The sequence below is a fragment of the Sporosarcina sp. SG10008 genome (genome assembly GCF_044569405.1).
GTDB classification, from domain to species: Bacteria; Bacillota; Bacilli; order Bacillales_A; family Planococcaceae; genus Sporosarcina; species Sporosarcina psychrophila.
This window is the reverse complement of record NZ_CP172607.1, coordinates 3,175,746-3,190,092: the sequence shown is the minus strand read 5'-3', so window position 1 is coordinate 3,190,092 and position 14,347 is coordinate 3,175,746. Positions and strand designations below refer to the sequence as shown.

The 14,347-nt window shown below is 39.8% G+C and carries 12 protein-coding genes; 9 read left to right on the top strand and 3 right to left on the bottom strand.

All coding sequences use genetic code 11. The annotated features are described in order from the left end of the window. Positions 1-476: 476 nt before the first annotated feature. On the bottom strand, positions 477-1,373 hold the full coding sequence (locus tag ACGLYD_RS15125) for a hypothetical protein (RefSeq protein ID WP_399628878.1): 897 nt from the start codon (positions 1,371-1,373) through the stop codon (positions 477-479). A 201-nt stretch (positions 1,374-1,574) separates the two neighbouring features. On the opposite strand from ACGLYD_RS15125, the gene ACGLYD_RS15120 reads away from it, so the two are divergent. Further along, positions 1,575-2,960: a S41 family peptidase gene (locus ACGLYD_RS15120; protein WP_399628875.1), complete on the top strand. Its 1,386-nt coding sequence runs from the start codon at positions 1,575-1,577 to the stop codon at positions 2,958-2,960. A 101-nt stretch (positions 2,961-3,061) separates the two neighbouring features. Here the strand turns inward: ACGLYD_RS15120 and ACGLYD_RS15115 are convergent, their stop codons facing one another. After that, on the bottom strand, positions 3,062-3,202 hold the full coding sequence (locus ACGLYD_RS15115) for a sporulation histidine kinase inhibitor Sda (protein WP_067212419.1): 141 nt from the start codon (positions 3,200-3,202) through the stop codon (positions 3,062-3,064). A 526-nt stretch (positions 3,203-3,728) separates the two neighbouring features. Here ACGLYD_RS15115 and ACGLYD_RS15110 point away from each other — a divergent pair. From ACGLYD_RS15110 to ACGLYD_RS15100, 3 genes are all read left to right on the top strand, one after another. Further along, the gene (locus ACGLYD_RS15110) at positions 3,729-4,508 is read left to right on the top strand and encodes a hypothetical protein (protein WP_340767120.1); all 780 of its coding nucleotides are present in this window, start codon (positions 3,729-3,731) and stop codon (positions 4,506-4,508) included. Positions 4,509-5,503: 995 nt separating this feature from the next. Further along, positions 5,504-5,932 (top strand): VOC family protein, encoded by a 429-nt coding sequence (locus tag ACGLYD_RS15105; protein ID WP_338655333.1) that lies wholly within the window; start codon positions 5,504-5,506, stop codon positions 5,930-5,932. Between the two features lie 797 nt (positions 5,933-6,729). Beyond that, on the top strand, positions 6,730-7,275 hold the full coding sequence (locus ACGLYD_RS15100; protein ID WP_338655335.1) for a DL-endopeptidase inhibitor IseA family protein: 546 nt from the start codon (positions 6,730-6,732) through the stop codon (positions 7,273-7,275). A gap of 91 nt (positions 7,276-7,366) precedes the next feature. On the opposite strand, the gene ACGLYD_RS15095 is transcribed toward ACGLYD_RS15100, so the two are convergent. Then, complete coding sequence (locus ACGLYD_RS15095; RefSeq protein WP_338655336.1) at positions 7,367-8,524, bottom strand: polysaccharide deacetylase family protein; 1,158 nt, start codon at positions 8,522-8,524, stop codon at positions 7,367-7,369. Positions 8,525-9,653: 1,129 nt separating this feature from the next. On the opposite strand from ACGLYD_RS15095, the gene ACGLYD_RS15090 reads away from it, so the two are divergent. From ACGLYD_RS15090 to ACGLYD_RS15070, 5 genes are all read left to right on the top strand, one after another. Beyond that, the gene (locus ACGLYD_RS15090) at positions 9,654-9,821 is read left to right on the top strand and encodes a YezD family protein (protein ID WP_082786694.1); all 168 of its coding nucleotides are present in this window, start codon (positions 9,654-9,656) and stop codon (positions 9,819-9,821) included. Between the two features lie 79 nt (positions 9,822-9,900). Then, on the top strand, positions 9,901-10,956 hold the full coding sequence (locus ACGLYD_RS15085) for a sulfate ABC transporter substrate-binding protein (protein ID WP_067212406.1): 1,056 nt from the start codon (positions 9,901-9,903) through the stop codon (positions 10,954-10,956). Positions 10,957-11,037: 81 nt separating this feature from the next. Next, the gene (gene cysT, locus ACGLYD_RS15080; protein WP_187045714.1) at positions 11,038-11,871 is read left to right on the top strand and encodes a sulfate ABC transporter permease subunit CysT; all 834 of its coding nucleotides are present in this window, start codon (positions 11,038-11,040) and stop codon (positions 11,869-11,871) included. A gap of 11 nt (positions 11,872-11,882) precedes the next feature. Continuing rightward, complete coding sequence (gene cysW / locus ACGLYD_RS15075; protein ID WP_187045713.1) at positions 11,883-12,746, top strand: sulfate ABC transporter permease subunit CysW; 864 nt, start codon at positions 11,883-11,885, stop codon at positions 12,744-12,746. Between the two features lie 16 nt (positions 12,747-12,762). After that, complete coding sequence (locus ACGLYD_RS15070; protein WP_187045712.1) at positions 12,763-13,836, top strand: sulfate/molybdate ABC transporter ATP-binding protein; 1,074 nt, start codon at positions 12,763-12,765, stop codon at positions 13,834-13,836. Positions 13,837-14,347: the final 511 nt, after the last annotated feature.

The following is a 14,347-nucleotide window of genomic DNA, read 5'->3' as shown; positions in this document are numbered from 1 at the left end:
ATCCTCAGATCAGGCGATTAGACATCATTAGAAAGATGGCGGAAACTAATTTCATGCACAGGCACCGGCGTTTGTTTTTGAAAATTACTTCATCTTCAATGTAAGCAATACATCATAGATTGCGACGAATTATGTTTCCACAATATCCGCTCCGATATATGGGACACCCGATAGTCGGGCAAGTTGCTTCGATATGTCTTCAGTTAAATTGAAAAAACAAGAAAAGATTCAATAATAATGCCTCGCAATCACACGAATTAGAAATGAATTTGAAAACATTGTTGTATTCAATAAGAATGAATACCATTGCATCTAGGTAGATTTAGTATGTATCGAAGTCTTGGCGAAGAAGGAAATTAGTATCTTAATTGAAAAAATCAATTGTCATCGTGGATCTCGAATTTAGGGAATAAATCCAATCAATTGAAATGAAAAAAAGTCAGCCAACTCTCAAAGTTGGCTGACTTTTTTGTTGTTTACTCCACCACGGAAATTTCACCGTGCTCCAAACTATAATAAAAGTTTTCGTCAGCTACTGTAACGAGAACATTGATTGTGGAGGGGTCCTCTTCGTTTGGACGATATAGTAAAAGATCTTGATTTTGCGGTACTAGTAAATAGTCGGTACCGTCTTTATTGCGATATCGTTCGCCTTCAAAGTGCTCTGCAATTTCCGCCTCAAGAGCCTCTTTTGTTGTTGTGAAAGAAATTGTTTCTACCCAATCGTCGTAATACGTGACGAGTAATTCTTTCGCAGGGTATTGTTGAATCCAGTAATTTTGTATCATTTCATCAGGGCCTTCAGATTCTGGATTGCCAAGCTTTGCTTTCACTGCCGACGGTTTGTCGCCTTGTAGAACGCCGTAGATTAGGAATTGGTCATTTTTCATACGAAACATAGGCGTTTCTTCTATTGAAGTAGATTTTTTGTATTCACCGCTGAGTATTAACTGAGATCCGTCAGTAATTTCTTCATTGATGGTGAGCTGGAGCGCTGAGCCGTCCATCTTGATGATCATTTTGCAGTTTGCGGTAGCCTCGCAAGTAGCTTCGGCTTGATGGCCATCAATTGTTCCGTTCCCTTCAAAGGTAAGTGACTTCGGAGAAGAGTCTTCAGTAGTTGGCTGTAAGCCGCTTAATTTGTAGTCGAATTCAGATTCATCGTTCTCCGTAATGTGCAGCGTGCCAAGTATGTTGTCACTTAGGAAAAACCATTCTCCATTCCAAGGGCTTTCGGAGACGGTTTCGTTAGTAGGTGTCGGATTTTCTACTGGATCAGTTTTGCCACTGGGATTCTGATCTTTGTCGGGGCTGCATCCCGTTATAATGATTGCGAGAAGCAGGATGGCTGTTCGTGGTATCCACTTTTGCATATTGGTACCTCCATTTATTGGGTTGTTGTGCATTCAACTATACAGGACATTGGTGGTGTCAGCCACTAAGATAAATAAACATTTCACTTCATTATATGGATGATTACAAAATGATTCGAATACTTTTAATCTAACTTGGAGCCTATCAATGAAAAGCGTATAATAGAAGAAAGTTGAAATTAATAGGAGGGATTAATCAGCGTGAAGATAAGCCTGAAATCATTTGTGTTGTTATTTGCCATGCTATTCGTATTACTTCCACAGGTAACTTCCGCGTCAGCAGAACCGCTTGATGAAATCCGGCAATTGGTGCGTGATTTCTATGTCGATGACGTGCCGGAATCGGTGTTGTCTAAGGGCACAGTTAAGGAGATTACAAAGCATCTCGATCCCCATTCCGTCTATATGAGTGCGAAGGAGTACCAAGGATTCGTAAATGGGATTGAGCAGCGGATAGTTGGAATTGGTGTTGTGCTAGAAGAGGATTTGAAAGGTGTTAAAGTCATTTCGGTTATTCCGGAAGGGCCTGCAGCGAGAGCGGAAATACAACCGGGTGATGTGATTACACATGTAAATGGGAAAAGCATCGTAGGGAAGTCAATTCAGACTGCGATATCGTTAATTAGCGGAGAAGAAAAAACAGTGGTTACGGTAACGATTAACCGGATTGGCCAACGAGACCCTATCACCAAAAAAATTACGCGGGAAGAGATTACGCTGCCGAATGTTGAATATGAAATGCTTGGCGGCAATATTGCCTATATTCGACTGAACAGTTTTGCGATGGAATCCTCGAGAGAAATGAACAAAGCAATTCAATCTTTAAGCGGAGCAGATGGATGGATTGTTGATTTGCGTAACAACGGCGGCGGTTACATAACAGCTGCACAGGACATTGCGGGGTTCTTTCCAAATACAGTAAACGCGTTTCAATTAAGGGAAAAGAACAGTAAGCCGATGACTTATCCGTCGACTATTCAACCAAGAAAGTTTAACGGACCAACGCATGTTTTGATTAATGAATACAGTGCGAGTGCTTCGGAAATGGTCTCTGCGACAGTGAAAGAGCAAAAGACGGCTACTTTATACGGTCAAACGAGCTACGGTAAAGGTACGATGCAAGCGATGTATGGATTTGATGATGGCAGTGTGTTGAAAATGACGACTGCAAGATTTTATTCGCCGGGCGGGCAATCAGTGGATAAAGTGGGTGTTAAGCCGGATGTCATAACCAAAAAAGAGGCTGAGCTCGAAGTGTCCCATCATGATCAGTTACTTAAAAAGCTTAAGGGATACAAACAGCTTCCTGAACTTGTGAATGTCCCCGTCAGCAAGAAGTTTACGGTTGAAATGAATACAACAATGAATTGGAAAAACATCGATAAAAAAACGGTTCAACTTATCCAATTGGGAGGACAAGAGATCGGGGCTTCTATAAAGGCTGTGAATGCAACTACAGTTACTGTCGTTCCGAATAAACCATTGATAGCGGGAAGTAGATATGTACTTGTGATTCATCCGCTTTATAAAAATACGCAAAATAAACCGATGAAACAAGGTGTATACTTAGAGGTATCGGTTAAATAAATAAGCACCGGGTTTTCGTCGACTTTAAGAAATATAAAGTTGGGTGAAACCTGGTGCTTTTTTTCTTGGAATATGAAATCCATTTTAAGAAATTTGTAAAATCAAGAAGAAAGTTGAACTTCATAGTGTAAAGAGCGTCGACGAATTTCCGCTTCTAACAATTGAATAAAGTGAGGGCATAGTTTGATGTCTTTTGCCTTGAAATAGGATTCAATCAACAAGTCATCAGGTAATTTACTCATCTGGGGTTCCACCTCCAATCGTATAGATTATAGATTATGTGTACTATATTGAAATGTGTATGCATAAGATGATATGTAACAAGGTTGTACTCTTAATCTACCAAAGATTTGGATTAAGAACAACTGTTCCTTTATCCACAGTTGGTGGTGGATAAGCTGTGGTTAATATGTTTGTAATGGCTACGGATACATAGGGAGTGGTGGGTATAACGTTAGCAACTTTATCCACAGATGTTAAAAACGCAGATTTTGTCGAAACATTTTTTTGGATTTCTGATGAATTTCGGTGTGAAATAGTTATTATGTCTATTCTAAAACAAACAGAATAAACATGAATATTTGAGTAATATGCATTCTATCTGTCCTGATTAGGCGAATCCCTTTAAGTTATTTCGGTAATTGCATTAAAAATAGGTTTTTAAGAATATAAGTACGGGTTGAAGGAATAGAGTAGAATAATCAAGTTGCTGTGTGGTAATTAGTGAAAAGTGAATTTTATTAATGACTAAGAATGGGAGGGCATGGATTGCACTGCATAAATTGCGGACATGAACAAAGTGAAGGTAAATTCTGTGCGGTTTGTGGCGTGGTTTTGGGCGACATTCTGATTGAAGGGGAGCAAACAAGAAATCGGTCATCTGCAAGATATAACCAACAATCAAATGAATACATCGAAAAGGTTAAAAATGCATCTAAAATGTACTGGAACTATTTCTTGAACTATTTGAGGCAACCTTCTCTGGCGCTTAAACAAGGTGAAAAGGAGTTTTTGAATGGCATAATAAATATAGTAACTATGGCATTTATTATTGGCTTATTTTTATTTACCTCCATGAAACGTGTTGCATCGTCATTTCTTGGAGCTTCGCACGAACTGTCATTTACCTCAGTGATTGGTAGTTCTTTATTATTTGTGTTTATCAGCACAGCAATTATTATCGCATCATTGTTCCTAACGATTAAGTTTCTCGGTTCTGAACACTCATTCAAAAGTATCGCTGGCATTTACGGAACGCATCTTATCCCATCCACATTCCTCGTATTGATATCCTTTATTTTGCTCCTATTAAAAGCGTACACCTACAGTAACTTTCTTCTATCGTTTGCACTCCTATTTGCATTTTTTATCATACCGCTGTATATTCTAATAAAATTACTGACCAAAGCAGAAGAGGGGATTGATCCGCTGTACTGCGTCCTCGCCTATATTGTCATTTTTGGAATTGCTTTTTCGATCTACCTTTTTCTTTTAGAAGGTTCTTTAATTGTTGATGTGTTGAATGGGTGGATGGTAGGCAAACTGTGAATGATGAACGGATAAAAAGTAGCATCTCCGAACTAGTTATAGGTTCGGGGATGCTGCTTTTTAATGTTTCATTCCGGTCTGTTGATTAAACATTTATTTGCATAAAATTCTGGTGAGAAGGGCTTGATGACCTTGATTTTCACTGAACTATTTTCGGCTAACTATTCAAGTGAAAAATGCAGTAGTTTTGGAAGAAAAAATAGATGACATTCTATGTAGTGTGTAAGTGCCCGAAGATGCAATTTCGGGCACTCTTGCAAGTTGTATAATGCGTTCCTTGCTTACTATTAGTAAAGGTTATGCATCTAATTCATGTGATGTCTTATGGAAAGTGACACTTCTTTACTAAAAAAAGAAAAAACCATATATGTTGAATTAAAGAATCCCATTGAATCTACTGTAGCGCTTAATAAGGTGAGAGTATTAATTCGGGGTGTTGATTGTAGAACGCTTGGCGCTTTGGGTATGCCTTTGCCGCGCCTGCGCTAGGGTGTTCATTATCGAGAGAAATGTAATTTTGAGATGTATATACCGAGATTATTAGGTGATTATTTTTTGCTGCTAATTATATTCAAGAAAGACACACTCCAGGTTGCAGATTTCATCGTAGATAGTGAAATGCTCTTTCTCACATAGACCATCCAGCGAAAGTGCGACTTCGTGGTAGCCGGAGCGATAAGACTGAAAGCGATCTTCTTTCTGGCTTATCACGGGAGGCAACCACAAAGCGTCGAAGCGGTATTAGTGGGAATCCTAATTCGTTCCAAGTATCGGGATTTTTTCAGCGGCCGCCCAAAAGCCCTTGTAAAGCGCATACGCCGTATTCATTTGGTAAACATATATAGTGACACTATTCGGTAATCAAGTTGTCGGAGCGGTTTACGATTTGACCGCGTGAAAGTACCTCGCATGACACCGAAACAAAAGAAGTGTTACACTATTGGGACAAGACACTTAACAATAAAGATTAGTTAAAAATCGAAGGAGTGATGGTAATGGCTGTTGATGTTTATCTTAATTTTAACGGGAATTGTCGTGAAGTGGTGAATTTTTATGCAGAGGTATTTGGAATAGAAAACCCGAAAATAATGACATTCGGAGAAATGCCGCCTAATCCGGAATATCCACTTCCAGAAGAAGCGAAAGATCTTGTTATGCACTCCCGTCTGAATATTAGCGGAAGCAATGTTATGTTTTCAGATGTATTTCCTGGAATGCCATTTATTGAAGGCAACAACATTAGCCTCGCAATCGTTAGTAAGGATTTAGAAGAGATTACATCTGCATTTAGTAAACTGAAAGAAGGCGGCAAAGTAGTTATGGAACTCCAAGAGACACCCTGGAGCAAATCCTACGGCCAATTAACGGACAAGTTCGGGATTATTTGGCAATTTAATTACGACAGTGGAGAAACTTTCATGTGATTTAACAACACTGAAAAGTAAAACGCAATGCGCAGACTTCAAAGCGTATTGCGTTTTTTTCATTGTCTAGACTCCAGCGCTTTTCTTAAATTCAATACGTATCACTCCCTTTACTCGCATATACATAATTGGTAGGACTTACAGCTATATATATGCTGAATTAAAGAATCCCATTGAATCTACGGTAGCGCTTAATAAGGAGAGAATTGTAATTCGTTGTGGATTGTAGAACGCTTGGCGCTTTGGGATGCCTTTCGCCATAAGCCTGGATTAGCGCTTCGCATCCAGTCTTACAGCTTCGGCGACCCCTTTGCCGCACCTACGCTAGGTTGTTCATTATCGTGAGAAATGTGAATTTGAGATGTAAATGACGAGATTGTAAGATGATTATTATGTGATACTAACTATATTTAGGAAAGACGCACTCCAGGTTGCAGATTTCTTCACAGCTAATGAAATGCTCTTCCTCACATAGACCATCCAGCGAAGGCGCGACTTCGTGGTAGCCGGAGCGATAAGACTGAAAGCGATCTTCTTTCTGGCTTATCGCGGGAGGCATCCACAAAGCGGCCAAGCGGTATTGGCGGGAATTCTAATTAGTTCTAAGTATTGGGACTTTTTCAAAGGCCTCCTAAAAGCCCTTGTAAAGCGCATGCGCCGTATTCATTTGTTCAACATATGTAGGTTGAATTCGTTACGGTGCTAGGGGATGCCTCCCACCTAAGATTATATAGACTTTTATTTGTTCAATATACATACGACTTGAAAGTTATAAATATATGAGAGGTGGCATGGAATTGAAAAAGTTGTGGCTATTTAGCTTGTCGCTATTGCTGTTGTTATGTACTGCTTGCCAGCAATCGGCTGTTGCCGAGGTGGAAGAAAGTGAAGTTCATTCGGAGAAAGCGGTGGAGATTGCTGCAAGTTGGGCGGCGACGGCGAGTCTTGTGCAAGCAGGTGGGGTTTATATAGAAGGGGAATATATGAGGTTCAACTATAAAGGTAAGACATATCGCTACATGGCTAGCCACTTGGATACGAAGAAGGAAATGAGGGTCGAATTAGAGAAGTCAGTAACAAAAAAAGTTGCCAAACAATTTATGAAGGACCAAAATTTTATTAAACAACAAAGGAGGTTGGCGCAGGTAGAGGTTGACGGTGAATCGCTTCTTCAGTGGAGTGAGGCGACAGCAAAATTGGTGAAATCGAAAAAGAATAAAAGCGTATTCGAAGTGAGGGTACCCGTAGGCTATACAGGCGAATTTGATACGTTCGAAGTTACGTACGAATACGTGAGGAAATCAGGTTGGCGTATAAGTAAACTTCCGGAATATAAGAAATAAAAGATGAAACCTTCCCGTGAGTTGGGAAAGGTTTCATCTTTTTTGATTATAAGAACAGAGTCCCGGATGGCTGTCATCTAGCAGAGAATTTTTATCTTCCTTGCAATTTATCCGCAAATTGCTTCAAGTTCATGTTGGAGTGAATGCGCTGACGTTTTAGATCGAAGAGGGAATCTCCCTGGAAGACATTGCCCTCATCAATTGTATACGCACTCGTTATACCGGCGGATTGTAAGGCGTAAATTGCCGCCAAACTGCGTTTTCCATACGGGTATGCGTGGGCCATGACTTGATAGTCCCCGCCAATAATTTGTTCGATGGTTTCATTTGCTGTTTGGATGTCTTCAAAGATTGCTAGTTCCGATTCATATTGTAACAGGCTTAGGTTGGTGAATGAATTGAACATATGGAATAAATGTGTGTGGTTTTGATAGGAATAGACATCCTGAGTCTGAATGATATCTTGTTCTGAAACCGTGCTAATTCGATCGATACGACTTGTAATCAGGAAAGAAGTAGCTTGGAATCCGTGACTTTTCAAAATAGGATAGGCTAAGTCAATTGTCGATTTGTAGCCGTCATCGAATGTGATTAGAACTGACTTCTTTGGAAGTGTCCCCTTTTTAGCAACCCAAGATTCTAACTGTTGTGGAGTGATTGTCGTCCAGTTGTTTGCCTTCAAATAGTCCATCTGCTCTTTAAACTTAGCAATTTCTAATGTTGATGCATTTTGGTCGGTTTTACTACGCACAAGATCGTGATACATCAAGACAGGGATACCAGGTTCGATGAGCAGCTCGTTCTTATGTATATACCCAGTTTTACCACCTATTAAGACGGGATAATAATTACCCTTTAATCTTTGTACATTAATCGTCATATTCGGTTGGATGTGTCCAATGCTATTCGCTTTAACTGCTGGGCGATCCAAGATTTGTACAGGCTTTGAAGTCTTGGCTCGAACTGGATGTGCAGCTTTCCAGTTATTCGGTGGATCCTTAATAATTACAGCTTTCTTTTTCGAGAGTTTAACTTGATCGTTTCCAATGAACGTATGATAAAAAAGGTTCGATTCATTTACCACGGTGTGTGAAGTACCTTTTAGGAATACAGCGACCTTCTGGTAGTCATCGAAAACAGGAGTGGTTTCGGTAATTTTTATCGATTTGACAGTTGATGCTTCAGTTGCTTCTGTGAAAGTTGGAAATGCTACAAGTAATAGTAGGAAAAACAGTATAAATTTCTTCAATCTTAAGTATGCCCCTTTATTCTAGTTTCTATCTCTATGATAGATAGATTGGGAGAAACTAGCAAGGTGTAGTTGAATTAAATAATAAGTATAGAATAATCAAACTTATCAACAAAAGCGGTGGATATCCTGTGAGTAACTTGTTTGAAATGTTAATAAATACAGATAATTCGGTCTGAGTGATGTTAATAACTTTATCCACAGTCATGTGTGAAGGAGAGTTTTATGCTAACAGAAAGAAAGTGACACTGTTTTCCATTCGAAAAGAAATGCTATAAAGAAGGAGTAAGCAGTCAAACATCCCGATAATTGTAGAGTAGTCGTTTAGTCCAAAGCGATTCAAAAGCACCTGTACATAGGGTATCTAGTGTTTTATCACAAAAATAAGTAGTCACTTACGGGTTTACTTTGGCTAAGTAACATATGTTAAACAAATGATTCGCTATACAAACTGAGCGAAGGCATCCCCAAGCGCCGAGCGTTGTTGAGAGGATTCTTTATGTTAACAAATATAGGTAATTAGTTGTAATTATACGGGTTAATTGTAATTCACTCCTTTATTTTAAAAATGCGTCTAGACAGATTAGAAAGGATACGCTATAATCTTATTAATCTAACAAAACATATAGAGTTACTTGGTTATTGAAGAGGTACCGTTGCTGATTAGTGTTCGGAGCAAGTTATCCAGTCGTTGAAATGAATTTAATAAAACCAGAGAAAGAGTCTGTATAGGAACCTCTCCCTTGGTCTTTCATAGTAAAAAGATAGTAGCTGATCGGAAAACCGAAGGCTCTCAACCGAATTTAATGTTGAGAGCCTTTTTGTTTGTTTAAAATCATAGACAGTGTCAGCCACGTAAGGAATGTATGTGGACGAAAGAAATATAATGGGAGGTTTTTATTGTGCAGTATAGTTATGTTTCGCTTCTTAAATGTCCTAAACGTCCCTCTCCATAAAAAGGCTAATTCGTTTACTCAGATATGAAAACTGCATATAAAAGGCTGCTGATCAGACGATTGAAGGCTCCTTGAAATCTATTATTCTTGTGAATATAGGCTTCTTGGAGCCTTTTATTATAATAATCGACTACATTAGCTGAGATATTAAAAATGAAAATAGGAGGCCTCACATGGTAGAAAAACAAATCGATGAGCAATGGATTGAGTGTATTGTACTGTCAGTGAAAGAAATCAAATGCGGATCGGTGGAAATAGTTATTCATGACTCGCAAATTAAGCATATTGATCGGCTGGAAAAGAGACGGTTTTCTTTAAAAAGTCAACAACTTGAGCAATGAAGACAAATGAAGATACAATCATAAACCAATCAAAAAGGGTTCTTATAAAGAATTGAAAATAGAAGTGGAGGTTAATAGGATGAAGAAAAATACGACAATAATCAAGTTTTTAGTGGGCATCACTGCAACGGTTGGGATTTTAACAGGATGTGGTGGTACTGAAAAAAGTGGGGATCAAACTGCCTCTGCTGAAAAGAAGAATTCAGTCGAGCTGTTAAATGTATCCTACGATCCAACGCGTGAGTTATACGAGGAGTTTAATAAAGAATTTGCTGCACATTGGAAAGATGAAACCGGACAGGAAGTGACTATTCAGCAGTCGCATGGTGGATCAGGAAAACAAGGTCGAGCAGTAATTGACGGTCTAGAAGCAGACGTTGTCACACTGGCCCTTGCTTACGATATTGACGAAGTCGCCGCCGCCCGTGACCTGCTAGCAGAAAACTGGCAAACTAGATTGGAAAATAACTCAACACCATACACGTCAACGATTGTTTTCCTAGTTCGAAAAGGCAATCCACAAGGCATTAAAGATTGGGATGACTTAACGAAAAAAGGTGTTTCCGTTATAACACCAAATCCGAAAACATCAGGCGGTGCTCGTTGGAATTACTTGGCGGCTTGGGCTTATGCGAATAAGAAATTTAATGGGGATGAAACGAAAGTGAAAGAATTTGTTGGCGATCTTTATAAAAACGTTGAAGTACTAGATTCTGGGGCTCGCGGTTCAACGACAACTTTTGTTGAACGGGGTATTGGGGATGTATTGCTTGCTTGGGAGAATGAAGCCTTCTTAACGTTAAATGAACTTGGAAAAGGTGAATTTGAAATTATCGTCCCATCACTCAGTATTTTAGCAGAGCCGCCAGTTGCAGTTGTGGATAAAATCGTCAAGAAGAAAGGCACAGAAGAAGTCGCACAGGCCTATCTGGAATACCTGTATACAGAAACTGGACAGGAAATTGCAGCGAAAAACTACTATCGTCCCCGTGACCCAGAGGTATTAAAAAAATATGCAGATCAATTCCCTGACATTAACTTCGTTACAATTGACGATGATTTCGGTGGTTGGAAAGAAGCCCAGGAAAAACACTTTAATGACGGCGGCACCTTCGATGAAATTTACCTACCGTAGTGGTGTCTAAGAAAAAAATCCAATTGATATCTAGGATTAGAGGCGTTAAAAACAGTTAACTACAGAAGTGAAGGTGAAGCAATGGCGAAGAAATGGAGATTAAAGAAACATAGTATATTGCCGGGATTTGGGCTATCGCTCGGATTCACGATGCTGTATCTCAGCTTGCTCGTTTTACTTCCGCTCTCCATGATATTCATTAATACCTCATCAATGGGGTGGTCAGATTTTTGGGCAACGGTAACGGAACCGCGCGTCATTGCATCGTACAAAATAAGTTTTGGTACCGCATTTGCAGCAGCCTGCATTAATCTGCTATTTGGTGTATTGATTGCCTGGGTACTCGTTCGCTATTCGTTCCCTGGCAAGCGAATAATTGATGGATTGGTAGATTTACCATTTGCACTCCCAACAGCTGTTGCAGGTATCGCATTAACAACACTGTATACGGAAAAGGGTTGGATTGGTCAGTTTTTATCGTTTAAAGTTGCGTTTACGCCTCTCGGTATTACGATTGCATTAACATTTATCGGCTTGCCATTCGTCGTCCGAATGGTGCAGCCGGTTCTTCAAAATCTTGAACGGGAAATGGAAGAGGCGTCTGCTATTTTAGGCGCGAATCGCTTTCAAACGTTTGTTAGAGTGATTGTTCCAGAAATTTTGCCAGCAGCAATGACAGGTTTTGCGTTAGCATTTGCCCGTGCGATTGGCGAGTATGGCTCGGTGGTCTTCATTGCGGGTAATATGCCGATGAAGACCGAGATAACACCGCTCATTATTATGACAAAACTTGAACAATACGATTATGCTGCTGCTACAGCAATTGGGGCAGTCATGCTCATTTTCTCATTTATTATATTGTTATTTATTAACGGATTGCAATGGTGGACTAATCGGAAATTTGTTCATAATTAGGAGGGAATTCCATGGCAAAACAGAGTCAGGTGCAGTTGGTTAGTAAGAATGGGAGCAAGCGGACTACAGAAGAGCAGCCTTGGGTTCGTATTCCGCTAATTGCGATTGCACTCGGATTTCTATTGCTTTTTCTAGTATTACCGCTTGTTGCAATCTTTATAAAAGCTTTTGAAAAGGGAGCAGGCGTCTATGTAGCTGCAATTACAGACCCGGACGCACTATCGGCAATCAAACTAACATTACTTGTCGCCATACTTACGGTGCCACTAAACGCGATTTTTGGAATTGCAGCTGCATGGGCAATTACTAAGTTTGAATTTAAAGGGAAGAGTCTTTTAATTACCTTGATTGACTTGCCGTTTGCAATTTCACCAGTTATTGCAGGTCTCGTGTTTGTTTTATTATTCAGTGCCCACGGGTTGTTCGGTGAATTTTTATTTGCAAATGATATTAAAATTCTTTTCGCTGTCCCGGGCATTGTGCTTGCCACATTGTTTGTGACATTTCCGTTTGTTGCACGTGAGTTGATCCCACTTATGCAGGCGCAAGGAACGGCGGAAGAAGAAGCCTCCTTAACACTTGGAGCGGGTGGATTTAAAACATTCTTGCATGTCACGCTGCCGAATATTAAGTGGGGATTATTATACGGTGTCATTCTTTGTAATGCGCGTGCAGTCGGCGAATTTGGCGCTGTCTCGATTGTTTCGGGGCATATTCGCGGTCTTACAAACACGATGCCGTTACATATTGAAATTTTGTACAATGAATATCAATTTTCCGCAGCGTTCGCTGTTGCATCTCTTATGTCCATTTTAGCGATTATTACGCTAGTTTTGAAAAACTTCATTGAATGGAAAACAAGTCAGCAAGGATAGAACAGGAGGTTACCACATGAGTATTCAAATAAAAGAAGTGTCGAAGAGGTTTGGTTCGTTTGATGCACTGAAAGATATTAACCTCGACATTAAAACAGGAGAGCTCGTGGCGTTGCTTGGACCATCTGGATCGGGCAAAACGTCGCTACTACGCATAATTGCAGGACTTGAAGAAGCGGATCATGGGGTTGTCTTATTCGGTGAGGAAGACATGACCCATATTCGCACGACAGAACGAAAGGTTGGCTTCGTTTTTCAGCATTATGCCCTGTTTAAACATATGACGGTTTTTGATAATGTTGCATATGGATTGAAAGTACGATCCAAAAAAGAACGACCAACTAAAAAAGAAATTGCTGCGAAAGTAAATGAATTACTAGGACTTGTAAAGTTAGAAGCATTTGCTACTCGTTATCCATCTCAACTATCGGGGGGACAAAGGCAGCGTGTTGCACTAGCCCGGGCGCTTGCAGTGGAACCAAAAGTACTGTTACTTGATGAACCATTTGGTGCGCTCGATGCAAAAGTGCGGAAAGAACTGCGACGTTGGTTGCGAAGATTGCATGATGATTTTCATATTACGAGTATATTTGTGACGCATGATCAGGAAGAGGCTCTTGACGTGGCGGACCGGATTGTTGTTATGAATGAAGGGAAGATCGAACAGATAGGTAGCCCGGAAGAAGTTTATGATCATCCAAACAGTCCATTTGTGTATGATTTTCTAGGAAATGTGAATATTTTTCATGGGCGCTTGCAAAATGGCAAGCTACTCAATGTGCAGGTCGATTTGGATTCGGTAGATCTTGAAAGAGCTGAAAATAAGTTGGCTATTGGTTATGTTAGGCCACATGATGTGACGATTGAACGAGAAAGTACAGATGCGGAAGCAGTTAAAGCAAAAATTATCCATATACATGTCGTGGGGCGCACTGTGCAAGTGGAACTTAAACGACAAGATAATGATCAATTTCTCGAAGCAGAATTGACGAAAGAGAAATACCGGGAGCTAAATGTGAAAGCAGGTGAAGATGTATATATCAAACCGAATCAACTTCGTGTTTTCATTCCAGAAGACTTCTCGATTTGAAGCGATGATCCATAATGAAGTTTAAATAGAACACTTCAACTACCTGATGCCGAATTTCTATTGGCATCAGGTAGTTTGCGTTCTTCGGAGTACTTTCATTGTGTCGTAATTGTATTGACGACTGTCAGTTTCTCGAAAGTAAAGAATAATCAAAACTTATTAACAAAAGCAGTGGATATCATGTGAGTAACCTGTTGGAATTGTTAATTAATATAGATAAATCAGTCGGTTTAGTGTTAGTAACTTTATCCACAATGTAGAATGATGCGCTTTATTGTCGAAAAATAGTAGGGAATAAAGTGGGGAAATTCTTTGGCTTACTATATAGATTGAAAAAAGATTCCCTTAAAATCCGCTAGAGGATCCTAAACTGCCGCCCCGCTACCCCTTCTAAATCGCCTACACTCAGTTTATATAGCTACTCATATGTTCAATATATAAGCTCTATATGATGCTGGACCCGATGCCCTCTAAAATTACAGGTCTTCACGCGTCCATGATTTTACCTGCA

Bases quoted from the DNA above. Each gene is read 5' to 3' on its own strand.
- ACGLYD_RS15070 (WP_187045712.1), top strand. From the start codon at position 12,763: ATGAGTATTCAAATAAAAGAAGTGTCGAAGAGGTTTGGTTCGTTTGAT.
- ACGLYD_RS15105 (WP_338655333.1), top strand. From the start codon at position 5,504: ATGGCTGTTGATGTTTATCTTAATTTTAACGGGAATTGTCGTGAAGTG.
- ACGLYD_RS15115 (WP_067212419.1), bottom strand. From the start codon at position 3,202: ATGAGTAAATTACCTGATGACTTGTTGATTGAATCCTATTTCAAGGCA.
- ACGLYD_RS15090 (WP_082786694.1), top strand. From the start codon at position 9,654: ATGGTAGAAAAACAAATCGATGAGCAATGGATTGAGTGTATTGTACTG.
- ACGLYD_RS15125 (WP_399628878.1), bottom strand. From the start codon at position 1,373: ATGCAAAAGTGGATACCACGAACAGCCATCCTGCTTCTCGCAATCATT.
- ACGLYD_RS15085 (WP_067212406.1), top strand. From the start codon at position 9,901: ATGAAGAAAAATACGACAATAATCAAGTTTTTAGTGGGCATCACTGCA.
- cysW (WP_187045713.1), top strand. From the start codon at position 11,883: ATGGCAAAACAGAGTCAGGTGCAGTTGGTTAGTAAGAATGGGAGCAAG.
- cysT (WP_187045714.1), top strand. From the start codon at position 11,038: ATGGCGAAGAAATGGAGATTAAAGAAACATAGTATATTGCCGGGATTT.